15 protein-coding genes are annotated in these 17,294 nt (G+C 68.1%); 7 read left to right on the top strand and 8 right to left on the bottom strand.

From position 1 onward, the window contains the following. Positions 1-138: 138 nt before the first annotated feature. Complete coding sequence (locus tag J7495_RS18610) at positions 139-2,586, bottom strand: glycoside hydrolase family 3 N-terminal domain-containing protein (protein ID WP_294058426.1); 2,448 nt, start codon at positions 2,584-2,586, stop codon at positions 139-141. 155 nt (positions 2,587-2,741) lie between these two features. Between J7495_RS18610 and J7495_RS18605 the strand changes: the two genes are divergently transcribed. The 5 genes from J7495_RS18605 (at position 2,742) to J7495_RS18585 (ending at position 8,686) form a co-directional block, all read left to right on the top strand. Beyond that, on the top strand, positions 2,742-3,863 hold the full coding sequence (locus J7495_RS18605; protein ID WP_294058424.1) for a LacI family DNA-binding transcriptional regulator: 1,122 nt from the start codon (positions 2,742-2,744) through the stop codon (positions 3,861-3,863). 390 nt (positions 3,864-4,253) lie between these two features. Then, positions 4,254-5,678, top strand: a complete 1,425-nt coding sequence (locus J7495_RS18600) for a sugar porter family MFS transporter (protein WP_294058423.1) — start codon at positions 4,254-4,256, stop codon at positions 5,676-5,678. Between the two features lie 68 nt (positions 5,679-5,746). Continuing rightward, the gene (locus J7495_RS18595; protein ID WP_294058422.1) at positions 5,747-7,522 is read left to right on the top strand and encodes an IlvD/Edd family dehydratase; all 1,776 of its coding nucleotides are present in this window, start codon (positions 5,747-5,749) and stop codon (positions 7,520-7,522) included. Between the two features lie 186 nt (positions 7,523-7,708). Then, positions 7,709-8,071 (top strand): hypothetical protein, encoded by a 363-nt coding sequence (locus J7495_RS18590; protein WP_294058420.1) that lies wholly within the window; start codon positions 7,709-7,711, stop codon positions 8,069-8,071. Between the two features lie 210 nt (positions 8,072-8,281). Continuing rightward, the gene (locus J7495_RS18585; RefSeq protein WP_294058418.1) at positions 8,282-8,686 is read left to right on the top strand and encodes a MerR family DNA-binding protein; all 405 of its coding nucleotides are present in this window, start codon (positions 8,282-8,284) and stop codon (positions 8,684-8,686) included. 177 nt (positions 8,687-8,863) lie between these two features. Here J7495_RS18585 and J7495_RS18580 read toward each other — a convergent pair whose 3' ends face one another. From J7495_RS18580 to J7495_RS18570, 3 genes are all read right to left on the bottom strand, one after another. Beyond that, complete coding sequence (locus J7495_RS18580; protein WP_294058416.1) at positions 8,864-9,298, bottom strand: DUF3833 family protein; 435 nt, start codon at positions 9,296-9,298, stop codon at positions 8,864-8,866. Positions 9,299-9,398: 100 nt separating this feature from the next. Continuing rightward, positions 9,399-10,574 (bottom strand): NAD(P)/FAD-dependent oxidoreductase, encoded by a 1,176-nt coding sequence (locus J7495_RS18575; protein WP_294058415.1) that lies wholly within the window; start codon positions 10,572-10,574, stop codon positions 9,399-9,401. A gap of 31 nt (positions 10,575-10,605) precedes the next feature. Further along, positions 10,606-11,070, bottom strand: coding sequence for a MarR family transcriptional regulator (locus tag J7495_RS18570; protein ID WP_294058414.1), 465 nt, complete (start codon positions 11,068-11,070; stop codon positions 10,606-10,608). 233 nt (positions 11,071-11,303) lie between these two features. Here J7495_RS18570 and J7495_RS18565 point away from each other — a divergent pair, with 233 nt between their 5' ends. After that, complete coding sequence (locus J7495_RS18565; protein ID WP_294058413.1) at positions 11,304-12,968, top strand: hypothetical protein; 1,665 nt, start codon at positions 11,304-11,306, stop codon at positions 12,966-12,968. Between the two features lie 144 nt (positions 12,969-13,112). Here J7495_RS18565 and J7495_RS18560 read toward each other — a convergent pair whose 3' ends face one another. The 4 genes from J7495_RS18560 to J7495_RS18545 all read right to left on the bottom strand — a co-directional run bounded on the left by J7495_RS18560 (position 13,113) and on the right by J7495_RS18545 (position 16,717). Continuing rightward, positions 13,113-13,994, bottom strand: coding sequence for an SMP-30/gluconolactonase/LRE family protein (locus J7495_RS18560; RefSeq protein WP_294058412.1), 882 nt, complete (start codon positions 13,992-13,994; stop codon positions 13,113-13,115). A 10-nt stretch (positions 13,995-14,004) separates the two neighbouring features. Continuing rightward, positions 14,005-14,802 (bottom strand): SDR family oxidoreductase, encoded by a 798-nt coding sequence (locus J7495_RS18555; RefSeq protein WP_294058411.1) that lies wholly within the window; start codon positions 14,800-14,802, stop codon positions 14,005-14,007. A 13-nt stretch (positions 14,803-14,815) separates the two neighbouring features. Continuing rightward, on the bottom strand, positions 14,816-15,937 hold the full coding sequence (locus J7495_RS18550) for a fumarylacetoacetate hydrolase family protein (protein ID WP_294058430.1): 1,122 nt from the start codon (positions 15,935-15,937) through the stop codon (positions 14,816-14,818). A 105-nt stretch (positions 15,938-16,042) separates the two neighbouring features. After that, a complete protein-coding gene (locus J7495_RS18545; protein WP_294058410.1) occupies positions 16,043-16,717 on the bottom strand; it encodes a dTMP kinase in 675 nt (224 codons plus the stop codon). Between the two features lie 206 nt (positions 16,718-16,923). Between J7495_RS18545 and J7495_RS18540 the strand changes: the two genes are divergently transcribed. Then, the gene (locus tag J7495_RS18540) at positions 16,924-17,292 is read left to right on the top strand and encodes a hypothetical protein (RefSeq protein WP_294058409.1); all 369 of its coding nucleotides are present in this window, start codon (positions 16,924-16,926) and stop codon (positions 17,290-17,292) included. The last annotated feature ends 2 nt before the right edge of the window (positions 17,293-17,294 follow it).

Raw genomic sequence — 17,294 nt, 5'->3', positions numbered from 1 at the left:
GCGACGCTGAAGAGCGTGACGCTTACGGTGAAGTAGCCCCATCAGTCGTCATCCCGGCGAAAGCCGGGACCCAGGGTCGCGAAGGTCATCGCTCTTGGCCCTGGGTCCCGGCTTTCGCCGGGATGACGACTGATGGGGCTACTTCACCGTAAGCGTCACGCTCTTCAGCGTCGCCGAATCCGGCCCCGAGGAGATGGTGAACGTCCCCGGCTCCACCACGCGCTTCATTTGCAAATTCCACACCGACAAGTCGCGCGGGGTGAGCTGGAAGGTCACCGTCTTCTTCTCGCCCGGCTGGAGCGTCACGCGCTGGAAGCGCTTCAGCTCGATCACCGGCCGGGTCACGCTTGCCGCATCATCGCGGACGTAGAGCTGGACGACTTCGTCGCCGGCGACCTTGCCCGTGTTGGTCACGTCGACCGTCACGTCGACGCTGTCGCCCGTGCCGATCGCCGGCGCGGCGAGCACCGGCGCGGCGACGTCGAAGCTCGTGTAGCTGAGCCCGAAGCCGAACGGATAGAGCGGGCTGGTATCCCCGAACAGATAGCCGCGCCGCGCGCTCGGCTTCCTGTTGTAGAACATCGGGAGCTGGCCCACGTCGCGCGCGATCGTCACCGGCAGCTTGCCGCCGGGGTTGTACCGCCCGAACAGCACGTCGGCGAGCGCCGGGCCGGTCTGCTCGCCGAGGTACCAGCCCTCGATCAGCGCCGGCGACTCCTTCGCCAGATAGTTGACCGCATAAGGCCGCCCGTTGAGCAGGATTACCACCACCGGCTTGCCGAGCGCGATCATCGCCTTCGCGAGCTCGTCCTGGGGTCCCGGCAGGTCCAGCGTCTCCGAATCGCCCAGGTGATTGTCCGCCCAGGCCTCGCGGCTCAGCGCCTCGTTGCCGCCGAGCACCATCACGATCACGTCCGCCTTCTTCGCAGTCTCGATCGCCTCGGCGCGGAGCTTGTCGTTGACTTCGGGCGACGTCGGCGTGACGGCGTCCTGCGCCCAGACATGGCCTTCGGTCAGCCGGATGCCTTCGGCGTAATCGACTTCGAACTTGCCCTTGCCCTCGGCCTGCATCGCGGTGAGCAGGCTGACGACGCGGCCGGGCTCGTCCGAATAGCCGCCGATCGGCGTGTCCTTGGCGTGGGTGCCGATCACCGCCATCCGCTTGATGCCCGAGGCGTCGAGCGGCAGCAGCCCGTTGGCGTTCTTGAGCAGCACCACCGATTCGCGCGCGGCCTGGCGCGCGAGCGCGATCGCATCGGGAGTCGCGATCTTCTTCTGGGCGCCCTTCGCATCGACATAGGGATGTTCGAACAGCCCGGCCTGGAACTTCATTGTCAGCACGCGGCGCACCGCATCGTCGATCCGCTCCATCGAGACGCGGCCCTCGCGCACCAGCTCGGGGAGGAATTTGTACGCCTCGCCATCGGGCGTCTCGACGTCGACGCCCGCGTTGATCGCGCGCGCGGCGGCGTCCTTGAGGTCGGCGGCCATCTTGTGCCGCGTCACCAGCTCGCGGATCGCGAAATAGTCGCTGACGACGGCGCCCTTGAAGCCCCATTCGCCCTTGAGGACGTCAGTGAGCATCCAGCCGTTGGCGTGACTAGGGATGCCGTCGATCTCGTTGTACGACGGCATCACCGACCGCACCGGCAGTTCGGTGACCGCGCGCTCGAAGGGCGGGAAGAAGAAGTCGCGGAGCGTGCGCTCGCCGAGCGGCGCGGGGCCGATGTTGGTGCCGCTCTCGGGCTGGCCGTGGCCGGTGAGGTGCTTGAGCGTGACGAACACCTTGTCGGACGCGAGCGGCAGCGTGGTGCCCTGGAAGCCCTTGATCGCCGCCAGGCCCATCGTGCCGACGAGGTACGGGTCCTCGCCATAGGTCTCCTCGATCCGCCCCCAGCGCGGGTCGCGCGCGACGTCGACCACCGGCGCGAGCACCAGGTTCGCCCCCCTCGCGCGAGCCTCGCGCGCGGCGACCGAGAAGATGCCGGTCAACAGCTCGGGGTCCCAGGTCGAGGCGAGCGCGATCGACTGGGGGAAGCTCGTCGCGTCGGGCACGACGAGGCCGTGCAGCGCTTCCTCGTGCATGAACATCGGGATGCCGAGCCGCGTCTTCTCCACCGCCCATTTCTGCGCGGCGTTGACGTAGGTCGCCGCCTCGAGCGCGTGGCGGTTGCCGACATTGGCCGTGGCGCCCGCTGCGCCCGTGGCCGGCGCAACACCTTGGCGATCCGAGGGGCGCGAGATCATGCCGAGCCCGTCGGGGAAGTTCTGCGACGCCTTGGCGGGATCGAACTGGCCGTCGGGCGTCTGGATCTGTCCCTTGTTCTGCCAGATCGATTCGAGCTGGGCGACCTTCTCCTCGAGCGTCATCCGCTTGAGCAGGTCCTCGACGCGGGCTTCGACGGGTTGCGAAGCGTCCTTGTAGAGCGGCTTCTCGGGTTTGGCGGGCTTCGCCGATTCGGTCGTCGATTGCGCGTGCACTGCAGTAATCGCGGGCGCGATCGCGAGTGCGGCAGCGGCGGCAAGCCAGGCGATGCGCGAGCGACGGGCGAGGGCGCCCGGCACGAAATGGCCGTTCACGGTCATGTTCCCCTCCTGCTGCGGCGCGGCGTGCGCCGTCTTCGAAACTATGGTAGCGCTATCAGCTATAATTGTGCCGACTTGCGACGGTCAACCGAATGCGCGGTACGGAACAATTGCTTTGTTCGCGTGGTCAACTTATTCGAAGCCAAAGAGGCGGGATGAGCAAACCAAGTCGCAGAAGTAGGGGTACGGTCACCGTGCAGGACGTCGCACGGGCGGCCGGGGTATCCGCAATGACGGTATCGCGCGTCGTCAACGGCGGCGCGAACGTGCGCGCGAGCACGCGCACCGCGGTCATGGAGGCGATCGAGAAGCTCAACTATTCGCCCAACAGCGCGGCGCGCAGCCTGGCGGCGGGCGACGCGACTCAGATCGGGCTGCTCTATTCGAACCCGTCAGACGCCTATCTCTCGCAGTTCCTCGTCGGCTCGCTGGCGGCGGCGCGGCGAGCGGGTGCGCATCTCGTGCTCGAAGTCTGCGAGAGCGAGCGCGCCGACGAGCAGGCCGAGGCGACGCGTCGCTTCGCGGGCACCGAAGTGCAGGGCGTGATCCTGCCGTGCCCGCTCGCAGAGGCCTCGCCGGTGCAGGCCGAGCTGGCCGCGGCGGACATCCCGGCGGTGTGCGTCGCGATCGGCCAGCCGATGCGCGGCACGATGAACGTGCGGATCGACGACTTCGGCGCGGCTGCAGCGATGACGCGCTACCTGCTCGGGCTCGGCCATCGCCGGATCGGCTTCATCCGCGGCAACCCCAACCAGAGCGCGAGCCTCGAGCGCTATCGCGGCTTCGTCGCCGCGCTCGAGGAGGCGGGGCTCGACCTGAGCGACATGCCGGTCGAGCAAGGCTATTTCACCTTCCGGTCGGGCATCATCGCTACCGAGCGGTTGCTCGACCGCCCCAATCCGCCGACCGCGATCTTCGCGTGCAACGACGACATGGCTGCGGCGGCAGTGGGCGTGGCGCACCGCCGCGGGCTGCATGTGCCGCAGGACGTGTCGATCGTCGGCTTCGACGACACCCAGCTCGCCACCAGCATCTGGCCCGAGCTCACCACGATCCGCCAGCCCACCGCGGCGATGGCCTCGGCGGCGATCGACCTGCTGCTCGCCCAGCTGCGCTCGCGGCGCGGCGGCAGCGCGGCCTCGGACGAGGAAGTGCTCGATTTCGAGCTGGTGATCCGCGAATCCGCCGGCCCGCCCCCGCGTGCCACCGCCGAGCCCCGCCCGCGCGGCCGCCAGACGCACGCGTCGCTGGGGGAGAACGGCAAGGGGTTGCGCTGAGATCGCTTCCCCGCGCGGCGCTGCCAGTCGCTCGCCGCCCTGAATCTGGGCGCGCTATATCGTCGAACGGACCCCGCCTCCCTTCAACCGTCATCCCGGCGAAAGCCGGGGCCCAGGGTTGCGGAGGACGTCGCTTGTGGCCCTGGGTCCCGGCTCTCGCCGGGATGGCGACCTTGGGGGAGAGCGCATCCGTTTCGGCTATCCCCACCTCGCGCCGCCCCCGACCTTTCGCCGGGATGACGCATGCCTTCCGATCGCGCATACTCCCGCTTTGGAACGGCCTGGGCCATCCCCGCGGCGAAGCTTGCTTTTCCGTTGCGATGCCCTAACCGTTACCGCTAACAGTCCGGCACATTCCAGGCACGGGCCGTAGGGAGAGGGGTTCCAACAATGAATGATACGGCAGAGAGGACGAACACCGGCCTCGTCTTTGCCATCGTCGCGGTGGCGACGATCGGCGGCTTGCTCTTCGGCTATGACAGCGGTGCCGTGAACGGCACGCAGCCCGGCCTCAAGGCAGCCTTCAACCTCGACGACTGGTGGCTCGGCTTCACCGTGGGCTCGCTGCTGATCGGCTGCGTCGTCGGCGCCTTCTCGGCCGGCACGCTGGCGGACAGCATGGGCCGCCGCAACGTGATGCGGTTCGCCGCGGTGCTGTTCCTCGGCGGCGCGCTGGTCCAGGGCTTTGCGCACGAGCATATCCTCTTCGTGATCGCGCGCTTCTGCGGCGGCGTCGCAGTCGGCGCGGCCTCGGTGTTGTCGCCTGCCTATATCTCCGAAGTCGCCCCCGCGAACATCCGCGGCCGGATGACGACGGTGCAGCAGGTGATGATCATCACCGGCCTCACCGCGGCGTTCCTGGTCAACTTCTACGTCACGTCGGTGGCGGGTGTCTCGACCAACAAGATCTGGATGGACATCGAAGCGTGGCGCTGGATGTACCTGGCGCAGGCGCTGCCGGCGGCAGTGTTCCTCGTCGCGCTGTTCTTCATCCCCGAAAGCCCGCGCTACCTCGTCGCCAAGGGCCGCAACGAGCAGGCGCTTCAGGTGCTCACCAACCTGTTCGGCACCACCGCCGGCGCGCTCAAGCTCGCCGAGATCCGCGCCAGCTTCTCGACCGACCACCGTCCGCGCCTCGCCGACGTGCTGACCCCGGCGGGCGGCAAGGGCTTCCTCGGCATGCGCTCGATCGTCTGGGTGGGCATCATGCTCGCGGTGTTCCAGCAGCTCGTCGGCATCAACGTGATCTTCTACTATGGCTCGACGCTGTGGCAGCTGGCCGGCTTCACCGAGCAGGACTCGCTGATGATCAACATCGTCTCGGGCGCGGTATCGATCGCGGCCTGCTTCGTGACGATCGCGGTGATCGACCGCATCGGCCGCAAGCCGCTGCTGATCATCGGCTCGGCCGGCATGGCGATCTCGCTGTTCGTGATGGTCTATGCGTTCAGCCACGCCTCGATCGATCCGGCCGACGCGAGCAAGATCATCCTGTCGAAGGATCTCGGCCTGATCGCCGTGATCGCGGCCAACGTCTATGTGGTGTTCTTCAACGTCTCCTGGGGCCCGGTGATGTGGGTGATGCTCGGCGAGATGTTCCCGAACCAGATCCGCGGCTCGGCGCTTGCCGTGTGCGGCTTCTTCCAGTGGTTCGCCAACTATTGCATCGCGCAGAGCTTCCCGGTGATGGCGGCGTCGCTGGGGCTCGCCATCAGCTACACCTTCTACGGCGTCTGCGCGGTGATCAGCCTGTTCCTGGTCTCGCGCTTCATCACCGAGACCAAGGGCAAGGAACTCGAGGCGATGGAGGGCTGACCTTCCACCGCGACACGCCTAAAGGGGGTGCGGCCGCGAGGCCGCGCCCCTTTCGTTAGAGGGACTCCATGACCCGTACTCCCGCCCGCCCCTTCCGCTCGCGCGAATGGTTCGCTGCGCCTGGCCGCGCCGACATGGCCGCGCTCTACCTCGAGCGCTTCATGAACTACGGCATCACGCCCGACGAGCTTCGCTCGGGCAAGCCGATCATCGGCATCGCGCAATCGGGCAGCGACATCGCGCCGTGCAATCGCATCCACCTCGAGACGGTGAAGCGCGTGCGCGAGGGCATCCTGGCGGCGGGTGGCGTGGCGATGGAGTTCCCGCTTCACCCGATCTTCGAGAACTGCCGCCGGCCGACCGCCGCGCTCGACCGCAACCTGGCCTATCTGGGCCTCGTCGAAATCCTCAACGGCTATCCGATCGACGCAGTCGTGCTCACCACCGGCTGCGACAAGACCACGCCCTCGCAGCTGATGGCCGCCTCGACCGTCGACATCCCCGCGATCGTGCTCTCGGGCGGGCCGATGCTCGACGGCTGGCACGACGGCGAGCTGGTCGGCAGCGGCACGGTCATCTGGCGCAGCCGCCGCAAGATGGCCGCGGGCGAGATCGACGAGGAGGAGTTCCTCAAGCGCGCGATGGAGAGCGCGCCGTCGGCCGGCCATTGCAACACGATGGGCACTGCCTCGACGATGAACTCGATCGCCGAGGGTCTGGGCATGTCGCTCCCGGGCTGCGCGATGATCCCGGCGCCCTACCGCGAGCGCGGCCAGATGGCGTATGAGACCGGCAAGCGCATCGTCGACATGGCCTATGAGGACCTGCGCCCGTCCAAGATCCTGAGCCGCGAGAGCTTCCTCAACGCGATCAAGCTGCTCACCGCGATCGGCGGCTCGACCAACGCCCAGCCGCATTTGATCGCGATGGCGCGCCATGCCGGCTTCGAGCTCACCGCCGAGGACTGGATGACCGGCTACGACCTGCCGTTGATCGTCAACATGCAGCCCGCGGGCGAATATCTCTCCGAGCGCTTCCACCGCGCCGGCGGCATCCCCGCGGTGATCAAGGTGATGGCCGAGGCGGGGGCGATCGACGGGTCCGTGAAGACGGTGACGGGCAAGTCGCTCGCCCAGAATGTAGCCGATGCGCGGATCAAGGATCCCGCGGTGATCTTGCCCTGGGCCAAGCCGCTCAAGGAGAAGGCCGGGTTCCTCGTCCTCAAGGGCAACCTGTTCGACATGGCGATCATGAAGACCAGCGTGATCGGCGAGGATTTTCGCGCGCGCTACCTCTCGCGGCCGGGGCACGAAGGCGTGTTCGAGGGCCGCGCGATCGTCTTCGACGGCTCGGACGACTACCACCACCGGATCAACGATCCCGCGCTCGCGATCGACGCGAACTGCATCCTGGTGATCCGCGGCTCGGGGGTGATCGGCTGGCCGGGCTCGGCCGAGGTCGTCAACATGCAGCCGCCCGACGCGCTGATCCAGCAGGGCATCATGAGCCTGCCGACGCTCGGCGACGGCCGCCAGTCGGGCACGTCGGACAGCCCCTCGATCCTCAACGCCTCGCCCGAGAGCGCGGTGGGCGGCGGGCTCTCGTGGCTGCGCACCGGCGATACGATCCGGATCGACCTCAACGCCGGCACCTGCGACGCGCTGGTCGAGCCAGACGAGATCGCGCGCCGCAAGGGCGAGCCCGCGCCGCCGATCCCGGCGAGCAACACGCCGTGGGAAGAGCTATACCGCGAGAAGTCGGGCCAGCTCGGCGAGGGCGGGGCACTCGAATTCGCGCTCAAATACCGCCGGACGAGCGAGAAGGTGCCCCGGCATAACCATTGAGGGGGGGCGGATCGCTCCCGCGCGTTTCAACCGTCATCCCGGCGAAAGCCGGGACCCAGGGCAGCGAGCGACGTCCTCTGTAACTCTGGGCCCCGGCTTTCGCCGGGGTGACGGCTGAGTGGTCGGTTCACCGCCCATACAGCGCTCGGGCGGAATGATCGGCACCTTCTCCCAAGGAGGCCGCCGATGCCACTCTTGCTCGCCTGGATGCTGTCCCAACAAGCCGCGCCCTGGCCGCAGGACACAGTGACCGACGCCCAGATCGTCGCGCTCGCCGCGCGCTATGAGAAGGGCAAGCCGGACACTTATGTCCGCGACTTCGGCATCCACCACGGCACGCGCGTGGTCGGTGAATACCGCTGCTCGGACCTCTGCCCGCGATATACCACCCGCGTGATCCACTATGACGTCGCGCCCGGTCCGCAATGTGCCGCAATCGGCGGTGTCGAGCGGGTCGCGATGATCCCGGTCGCCATCGCCGCGAGGCAGGAGACCTATTGCGTCCCCGCGGTCCTCGGAACCGAGCCGATCGACCTCGGCGGCAGCTGAGCCATTCCGCAAGGGCAGGGGCCACGCGTCGCCGCGCGGCCCCCTTTGCGCTTCAGCAGCCGCAGTTCTTGCAGGTGCAGGGCTTGCAGGTGCAGATGCGGGTGGCCTGAGCGGCCTGCTGGGTCTCGGGGGTCATCGTCGGTCTCCTTATCGCTTGTCCAACAGCGGACCCCGCCCATATGAGGTCCGTACCATGGTACGGAGTCAAGGATGAAATCGACGACGATCGCGGGGCTCGCGCGCGCGGGCGGCGTGGGGGTGGAGACGGTGCGCTACTACCAGCGCCGCGGGCTGCTGGGCACGCCCGAGCGCAGCGGTGGAACCGGGCTGGGCGGCGGCATCCGCCGTTACGACGAACGCGACGTGCGGCGGCTGCGCTTCATCCGCCAGGCGCGGGCGGCAGGCTTCACGCTCGAGCAGGTCGGCGAGCTGCTCGCGCTCGACGCCGGCGAGGATCGCGCGCGAGTGCGGGCGCTGGCGAACGAGCGGATCGGAGCGCTCGACGCGCGCATCGCCGAGCTCGAGACGGCGCGTGACGCGCTGAAGCGGCTCGCGGGCGAGTGCGCGGCGGGGCGCAAGGGCCCTTGCCCGATCATCGCGGCGTTCGAAGAGTAGGGCGTATCCAAATCGAGCAGGCGTTTGCGAGTCGCTGTGGGATCGGGCAGTGAAAAGTCACAAGAGTCACACCCCGTCGCCGAAAATCGAGTATCTGGTCGCCGGCGGGTTCAAGGAGCGGCCGGACAAATCCAGCCGCGGCAGCCAAGCAGCCGAACTCCTACATTGCAAGGCGGGTCATTCGACCTTGCGGATCACTGATTCCACCGTCGCCACCTTGAAGCCGAAGCGGCGGAAGCTCATCCGGTTGGTCGCGCTGCGCCCGCTGGGATGAAGCGTGATCCACTGCTCGACCGACGGACCCTCGGCCAGCCGGTAGCGAAGGTGCAGCGTGGGGCCCGACACGTCGCCGCTCACTGGCCCGCTGGCATCGCTGATCGTGCCGGTGATCCGCGCGCCCGAGCGGACCAGCCGCCAGCTGCGCTTGCGCGCGGGCTTGCCCTGTTCCTCGACGGTCTGCTCGAGCACCAGCGCGCCGCTCGCATCGAGCCTGCCATGGCCGCGGTCGCGCATGTTGTGCTTGCCGAGGATGGCGACGTCGACGGTGCCCGCCCCTTCGGTCACGCCGACGAAGAACTGCTCGAAGGCGGCGCTGGGGGCGGTCTGCTGCATCGACAGGAGAAACGCCAGACAAGCTACGATGAACAGACCATTCTCTCCCGGACAGCGGACGCATCCTGACGACTAAACCGACCCCAGTCCAGTGGCGGCGTCAGAGCGCTTGCGCCGCCGCCCAGGCGCTCGCCCATGCCCATTGGAAGTTGTAGCCGCCGAGCCAGCCGGTGACGTCCACCGCTTCGCCGATCGCGTAGAGGCCCGGCACGCGGCGCGCCGCCATCGTCTGCGAAGAGAGCTCGGCGGTGCTGATCCCACCGATCGTCACTTCGGCCTTGGCGAAGCCTTCGGTGCCGTTGGGACTGAAGCGCCAGCCGGCGAGCCTGCGCTCGGCTTCGGCGAGCACGCCGTCGCGCAGATTGGCGAGCTCGCCGGCCAACCCCAGCCGATCGGCGAGCGTCTCGGCGAGCCGGTCGGGCAGCGCGCGCGCGAGCAGGCTGCGGATCGTCGCGCGCGGCTGCTCGCGCTTCGCCTCGGTCAGCCAGCCGCTCGGCTGCTGCGGCAGGAAGTCGATCGCGATCGCTTCGCCGTGGCGCCAATAGCTCGAAACCTGGAGGATCGCCGGGCCCGAGAGCCCGCGGTGCGTGAACAGCGCCGCTTCGGCGAACGCCGCCTTGCCGCAGCGCGCGACCACCGGCGCCGAGACGCCCGAGAGTGTGCGGAACAGGGTCTCGTCGGCGCCGAGCGTCAGCGGCACCAGCGCGGGGCGCGGCTCGACCACCTTCAGGCCGAAGCGCCGCGCGAGCTCATAGGCGAAGCCGGTTGCGCCGAGCTTGGGGATCGAGGGCCCGCCGGTCGCGATCACCAGCGCCGGCGCGCGTGCCTCGCCCGCGCCGGTGGCGACGCGGAACTGTCCGTCGGCGTGCTCGACCCCGGTGATGTTTCGCCCCAGCGCCAGCTCGACCCGTCCCGTCGTGCATTCGTCGAGCAGCAGGTCGACGATCTGCCGCGCCGAGCCGTCGCAGAAGAGCTGGCCGAGCGTCTTCTCGTGCCATGCGATGCCATGGCGCTCGACCAGCGCGAGGAAGTCCTGCGGGCCGAAGCGGCTCAGGGCGGACTTGGCGAAATGGGGATTGGCGGAGAGGAAGCGGTCGGGCGCGGTGCCTAGGTTGGTGAAGTTGCAGCGTCCGCCGCCCGAGATCAGGATCTTCTTACCCGGCGCGTCGGCATGGTCGAGCAGCAGCACGCGCCGGCCGCGCTGCCCCGCCGTCGCGGCGCAGAAGAGCCCCGCGGCGCCGGCGCCCAGGATGATCGCGTCATGGTCTCCGCTCATCGAGGGCGCTTAGCCGCTGGTGGCGGCGAAGTCAGTCCTCGTCGGCGTGGTCGTGCTCGTGCCCCATCACCAGCAGCGCGCCGAGCACTTCGCGCGCGTGCATCACCTTCTCCGCGCCGACGCGCGCGATCAGCTCGGCGTCGATCGCTTCGCGCGCGGCGGCCTGGGCGGCGGCGGCAGCCTTGCCGCGCTCGGTGAGCGTGACGGTGAGCCGGCGGCGGTCTTCGGGATCGACGCTGCGCTCGAGATAGCCGCGCAGCACCAGCGTATCGACGAGCTGCCCCGCCGCCTGCTTCGACACGCCGAGGTCGCGGATCACCTGGGCGAGCGGCATGCCCTCGAGGTTGAGCGCGCCGATCACATAGAGGCCGTTGCGCGGCACATCGTCGCAGCCGATTCGCGCGAGCGCGGCGCGCATCGCCTGGCCATAGGTCGTCCGCGCCGGGCGGAGCAGGGCGGGGAAGACGATTCGCGTCCAGAAAGGCTCGTCATTCATGCAGATTTTATATCGTATAATATCGGGACAGTCAATTACATTGACTATATCGTTCGATACTCGGGGAACGACGCGAGGGAATCCGCAGCTTCGTTCGCACTCGTAACGAAACGGGGGGCGAACCGGAGCGGCATCGCCCGTACCTCGGCGGGCACCGGTCATTAAGCAGTCCAGATTAACTCCCCCTTCGAAAGCTCCGGAGGAAGGACTCCAGTAGCTCAGGGGAAATTGTTGTGACCATGCGTATCCGGGCCTCGCAGCCCTCGTTCGTGCGCCGTCTCGGCGCGAGTAGCCGCCCGCTGTTCCACGCCAGCGCCGCGCTCGGTGCCCTGCTCCTCGCCGGTTGCGGCGGTGGCGGCGGCTCGGGCACCCAGACCGCCAGTGGCGACGTCGTCGTCGCTGCGGCCGACACGGTGACGCCGGCGCCGACCCCGACGCCCACCGCGGCGGCGGATGCCACGGCAGCGGCTGCCAAGCCACGCTCGATGCTCGGCATCAACGTCGCCCGCCCGACCTATTCGAGCGGCGAGCGCATCTTCGCCAACCTGCTGATCGGTCTCGGCTGGAAGGACAAGACCAATGACGAGGCGTTCCTCGACGCGAGCCAGCTCGACAGCTACGGCAACGTCAGGTTCCTGAACGCCGGCCAGGTCGCGTCGCGCATGCTGACCCAGCCTGCCGCGGCGCTTGCGGGCGGCAACGTCAAGATCCGCTGCACCTGGATCGGCAGCGGCAAGCTCGACGTCAAGGGCAAGGCTGCCAACATCGTCAAGGGCGACCACAGCGCCGAGTTCGACTGGCCGGTGCTCGCGCCGAGCGCCAACGGCAAGGTCTGGGTCGAACTCCGCACGCCCGACGCCAATGACCCGGTCCGCAACGTCGACTGCCGCGAGAAGGGCGCGTCGACCAGCGACCTGTTCGCCTCGGAGTTCATCGACTCGATCCGCGGCTATGGCGTGCTGCGATTCCTCGACTGGGGCCAGGCCAACAACAACCCGGACTCGGTGACCTGGGCGGCGCGGACGCTGCCCGGCAGCGCCGACCAGGGCACGGTCAACGGCGCCGCGATCGAGACGATGGTCGCGCTCGCCAAGCAGGTCGACGCCGATATGTGGCTCAACGTGCCGTGGAATGCCGACGAGGACTATGTCCGCCGCATGGCGCAGACCGTGCACGACACGCTGCCGGCAAACCGCTCGGTCTATGTCGAGATGAGCAACGAGGTATGGAACGGCGCCTTCCCGGTGGCCGACCAGGCGGCGTCCGAGGGTCTTGCCGAAGGGCTCTCGACCAACACCTTCCAGGCCCAGATGCGCCGCTATGCCGAGAAGTCGGTGTGGATGCTCAAGATCTGGTCGCAGGTGTTCGCCGATCGCCCGGGCAAGCTCGTCCGCGTCGTCTCGACGCAGAACGGCAACAGCTGGACCGCCGAGCAGGTGCTCGCGTTCAAGGACACGGCGAGCAACGTCGATGCGCTGGCGACCGCGCCCTATTTCGGCCGGAAGCTGCTCGACGGCGCCAAGGCCACCGACAGCGTCGATATGCTGATGACGCAGCTCGGCAAGCAGATGAACGACGGCTGGGCCGACGTGCAGGAGAATGCCGACGTCGCCAAGAAGTACGGCAAGCGCTATCTCGCCTATGAGGCGGGCCAGCACGTCATCTCGACGACGCTGGTCGACCTGCTCTCGAGCGTGAACCGCAATCCGCGGATGTACGACATCTACACGAGCTACCTCTCGACGTGGCGCCAGCGCTACGGCGACGTGATGATGCTGTACAGCGCGACCGGCTTCATCTCGAAGTCGGGTGCCTGGGGCCTGCGCGAGTACAGCGGCCAGCCGATGGACCAGACGCCCAAGCGGCGTGCCGCGATGGCGATGCTGTCGCAGAACTGAGCCTGGATCCTACCCTGGGGCTTGCCCCGGGGGGGCATCCTGAATCGTCATCCCGGCGAAAGCCGGGACCCAGGGCCAAGCAGGACGTCGCTTGTGGCCCTGGGTCCCGGCTTTCGCCGGGATGACGGTTATTTGGATCTCGGCTTAAACGCCGACGCTGATCTCGACCCCCGCGACGCCGGGGACGTCTACGTCGAAGGTGAAGAGATTGCCCGCGAGCGGCTGTGCCTCCAGTTCGGCCGGGCTCAGATGCTTGTTGGCGGTGCTGACATAGACCGTCTTGAGGTCGGGCCCGCCGAAGGCGATCTTGGTGATCGCGTCGACCGGCAGGCGCACCGTCTCGAGCAGTTCGCCCGCCGGCGAATAGCGCCGCACCGACCAGCCCTTGTATAGCCCCGTCCACACGCAGCCCTCGGCATCGACCGCGGGACCGTCGGGGAAGCCGTCGGCATTGGGGATCGTCGCGAACAGGCGGCGGTTCGAGAGCGTGCCGTCGTCGCCGACGTCGCAGGCGTAGATGAAGCCGCCGAGCGTGTCCGTGTGGTAGAGCGTGCGGCCGTCGGGGCTCAGCGCCGGGCCGTTGGTGATCGAGCAGAAATCGCTCTCGGCGACGCAGCTGCCGTCCGCGCCGAGCCGATAGATGCGGCCGGTGGCGTTCGCCTCGCCGTCGTCCATCGTGCCGAACCACAGCCGGCCGTGCACGTCGACGATGCCGTCGTTGAGCCGATTGTTCGGCAACTCGGGCTCGGGATCGCAGAGCGGCGTGAAGCTGCCGTTGGTCTCGTCGAAGCGGTGCAGCCCGGTCTTGAGCCCGGCGATGAAGCCGCCGCCTGCCGCCGGCAGCGCGAAGCCGATCTGGTCGGGCGCGAGCCATTCGCGCTTGTCGCCGCTGACCGGATCGTAGCGGTAGATCTTGTGGCGCTTGATGTCGGTGAACCACAGCGCCGCATCGCGCTGCACCCACACCGGGCCTTCGAGCAGCGGCCCGGAGAGCGGCCAGACGCTGACCGGCTCGGAACGCTGCACGGCTGTCACGTCAGCGCCAGCCCGCGTCGATGAAATATTCGTGGCCCGTGATCAGACGCGCGTCGTCCGACGCGAGGAACACCGCGAGCGCGGCGATATCCTCGGGCACCAGCCGCCCCTTGAGGCACTGGGCGTTGACGATCTCGGCTTCCCCTTCGGGGGTGTACCATTTCATCTGGCGCGGCGTCTTCACATTGCCGGGCACGATGCAGACCGAGCGGATGTTGTCGGGACCCAGATCGCGCGCAAGGCTTCGGTTGAGGCCCTCGATCGCGGCCTTGGCGGTCTGGTAGAGCGCGAGTTCGGGGATCGCAAGGTGCCAGGAGATCGAGCCGAGGTTGACGATCACGCCGCCGCCCTTGGCCTTCATCCCCGGGATCACCGCCTGCGCCGCGAAGAACAGGTGCTTCAGGTTCACGTTGAACCGGTTTTCCCAGTATTCCTCGGTCACTTCGTCGATCGTGTGGCGATCGTCGTTGGCGGCGTTGTTGATGAGGATGTCGAACGGGCCGTTGGCGTCGATCAGGTCCTTGATCCGCGCCTGCACCGCCTTGATGTCGGTCATGTCGACGCGGTGGAAGATCGGCGGCTGCTGCACGCCCGACAGGCTCTCGACGAGCGCGGTCGAATCCTCCTCGGCGATGTCGAAGAAGGTCACGTCGCAATGCTGGCGGACGAAGCCCTCGACGAAGCCCGCGCCGATGCCCGAGCCTCCACCGGTGATGAGCACGCGCTTGCCGCGCAGGCTGGGGTAGACGGCGCGCTGGTCGCGCGCGAGCGGCATGTGCATGGGATCGGCTTCCGACATGAGAGTATCGCCTTCAGGCATGTGCCGGCTGCGCGAGCAGACCGCGCCGGGCGAGGTTGAGCATGAGGTCGCGGATGCCGAATTCCCACGGCGGCGCGGCCTTCGAAGTGGTGACCTGGTTGACGAGCGTGCCCAGCTTGGGCGTGGAGATGCGCACGATGTCGCCCTCCTTGTGCGTGAAGCCGCGGCCCGGCGCGTCGCGGTCCTGGATCGGGGCGAAGAGCGTGCCGAGGAACAGCACGAAGCCGTCCGGATATTGGTGCTCGCTCATCGTCTGGCGGACGAGATCGGTCGGATCGCGGCTGATCTCGCTCATCTTGTTGGTGCCTTCGAGGCGATAGTTGTCGCGCCCCTCGATCACCAGGTCGACGGTGGCGTTGCGCACGTCGTCCATCGTGAAATGGTCGTCGAACACGCGGATGAACGGGCCGAGCGCCGTGGACGCGTTGTTGTCCTTGGCCTTGCCGAGCAGCAGCGCGCTGCGCCCCTCGATGTCGCGCAGGTTGACGTCGTTGCCGAGCGTCGCGCCGCGGATGTTGCCGTGGCGGTCGACGACGACGACGACCTCGGGCTCGGGGTTGTTCCAGTCGCTGTTCGAGCGCACGCCGATCTGCGCGCCCCAGCCCACTGCCGAGAGCACCGGGCCCTTGGTGAAGACTTCGGCGTCGGGCCCGATCGCGACCTCGAGATATTGCGACCACATGTTCGCTTCGATCAGCGCGGCCTTGAGCGCCGCCGCTTCGTCGCTGCCGGGGACGACCGAGCGGATGCCCGAGCCGACCTTGGCCTCGAGGTCGCCGCGGATCTCGTTCGCGCGGTTCGAATCGCCGCGCGCGCGCTCCTCGATCACGCGCTCGATCGCCGAGAGCGCGAAGGTGACGCCCGCCGCCTTGACGCACTGGAGGTCGACAGGCGCGAGGATCTTCGGCTGGCCGTCGCCGTTCAACGCGCCGACGTCGCACAGCGCGCGACCGCCCACCGAATCGAGATCGTCACGCTCGAGCAGGTCGGCGACGGTCGCCGCCTCGCGCGAGACATCGTGCACTACATCGTCGCGAATCAGGACTGGAGTGGGACCCTCGGCGAGCAACACGCGCCCGACCAGCGTCGCCTGCCCATGGTCGCTGGGCAGCATATCGGTTGAGAACGCTTCCAAGACCCTCTCTCGTCCAATGTGTCTGGGATTTGATAGCGCTACCATTGAGTGGCGCGCGCGCGACTGTCAAGCGCGCCGATGGTCCTAATTCAGGAGCAATGCATCCACATGCGCATGGATCTCGCCCGCAATGTCTTCGGGTGGGCGCAATCGGCCCTCATCGCTTGCCCGCACCACGCGCCAGGGACCGAGCAGATCGGCTGCGACGATCGCCTCGTAATTGGCGCGGACGCGCGCCTGGAGCGCGATGTCGGCCTCATATTCGTCATAGCTGCGATCGGTGTAGCTGCGCTGCGCCTTCTGCAGGATCAGCGCGCGGGCGATATCCCATGGCGTGTCGAGGTAGATCGAAAGGGCCGGGGTGGGGAGGGCGAACTGGCCGGTCTCGAGCGCGAGGATCCAGTCCATCAGTGCGCGCGCCTCCCCATGGTCGGCGCGCGCGGCCTGATAGGCCATGTTCGATGCGATGTAGCGGTCGAAGATCACCACGTCGTGCGCTTCGGCCGCCCTGGCGATCTCGCCGCGCCACTCGAGCCGGTCGAGCGCATAGAGCACCGCGGCGGCCTGCGGCGTCGCGGCGATCGGGACCTCGCCGGCGAGGATGCGGCCGATCGTGATTCCGGCGACCGTCTCGCCATATTGCGGGAAGCCGATGATCGTCGCGCTACGCTCGGCGGCGGCGAGCCGATCGCGGAGCCGGTTCGCCGCGGTGTTCTTGCCGACTCCGTCGGCGCCTTCGATCGCGACCAGCACTGCCATGGCGCGGTGTCTAGGGGGCGCGGCGAGGCTTGTCACCTGCGAGCGGAGGGTCGTTCCGGCTGCTTCACACTCTCCTCTCAGTGAATATACCTAAGACTATGAATCCAATGCATTCTCCCTTGTAGGTACAAGACCTGAATCCTCGATTTCGGTGCGATCGCCTAGATGGCTGCATCAATTCGCATCTGTTCGAGGAAGCGCGATCGATGCCCGAGCGGGCGGTTCTTGTAGTCCTGGCGGTGGCCAACCCCGGCCTGCGCAGCGCGCTCACCGCGCAGCTGACGCTCGCGGGTGCGGACATCGTCACGGTGTCCGATCCGGACGCGCGGGCGGTGCGCGGCGCGGTGCGGCGCCCGGCGGCGCTGGTGATCGACGCGCAGATGCTCGCGGCGGGCGAGCCCGGCTGGCTGGCCGCGCTCGTGCGGGAGCCGCACTGGTACTGCGTCCTCGCGCTCGACGTCGAGCCGCTCCCCGAGGTCGAAGGGCACCTCTGCTACGCGAGCGCCGCGGAAGCCCGTGCCGTCATCGCGCAGATGCTTCCCAGCTGGCGCGACGACGGCAGCGGCTGCTGCTGATC

The organism is Sphingomonas sp., from assembly GCF_017745215.1.
Taxonomy (GTDB): domain Bacteria; phylum Pseudomonadota; class Alphaproteobacteria; order Sphingomonadales; family Sphingomonadaceae; genus Sphingomonas.
The sequence above is the reverse complement of the archived record's forward strand: the minus strand, read 5'-3'. Positions and strand labels throughout refer to the sequence as shown.

Coding starts and splice junctions, on each gene's coding strand:
- J7495_RS18585 (WP_294058418.1), top strand. CDS start 8,282: ATGAAATCGACGACGATCGCGGGGCTCGCGCGCGCGGGCGGCGTGGGG.
- J7495_RS18600 (WP_294058423.1), top strand. CDS start 4,254: ATGAATGATACGGCAGAGAGGACGAACACCGGCCTCGTCTTTGCCATC.
- J7495_RS18575 (WP_294058415.1), bottom strand. CDS start 10,574: ATGAGCGGAGACCATGACGCGATCATCCTGGGCGCCGGCGCCGCGGGG.
- J7495_RS18580 (WP_294058416.1), bottom strand. CDS start 9,298: ATGCAGCAGACCGCCCCCAGCGCCGCCTTCGAGCAGTTCTTCGTCGGC.
- J7495_RS18605 (WP_294058424.1), top strand. CDS start 2,742: ATGAGCAAACCAAGTCGCAGAAGTAGGGGTACGGTCACCGTGCAGGAC.
- J7495_RS18570 (WP_294058414.1), bottom strand. CDS start 11,070: ATGAATGACGAGCCTTTCTGGACGCGAATCGTCTTCCCCGCCCTGCTC.
- J7495_RS18550 (WP_294058430.1), bottom strand. CDS start 15,937: ATGCTGCCCAGCGACCATGGGCAGGCGACGCTGGTCGGGCGCGTGTTG.
- J7495_RS18555 (WP_294058411.1), bottom strand. CDS start 14,802: ATGTCGGAAGCCGATCCCATGCACATGCCGCTCGCGCGCGACCAGCGC.
- J7495_RS18610 (WP_294058426.1), bottom strand. CDS start 2,586: ATGACCGTGAACGGCCATTTCGTGCCGGGCGCCCTCGCCCGTCGCTCG.
- J7495_RS18595 (WP_294058422.1), top strand. CDS start 5,747: ATGACCCGTACTCCCGCCCGCCCCTTCCGCTCGCGCGAATGGTTCGCT.
- J7495_RS18540 (WP_294058409.1), top strand. CDS start 16,924: ATGCCCGAGCGGGCGGTTCTTGTAGTCCTGGCGGTGGCCAACCCCGGC.
- J7495_RS18590 (WP_294058420.1), top strand. CDS start 7,709: ATGCCACTCTTGCTCGCCTGGATGCTGTCCCAACAAGCCGCGCCCTGG.
- J7495_RS18545 (WP_294058410.1), bottom strand. CDS start 16,717: ATGGCAGTGCTGGTCGCGATCGAAGGCGCCGACGGAGTCGGCAAGAAC.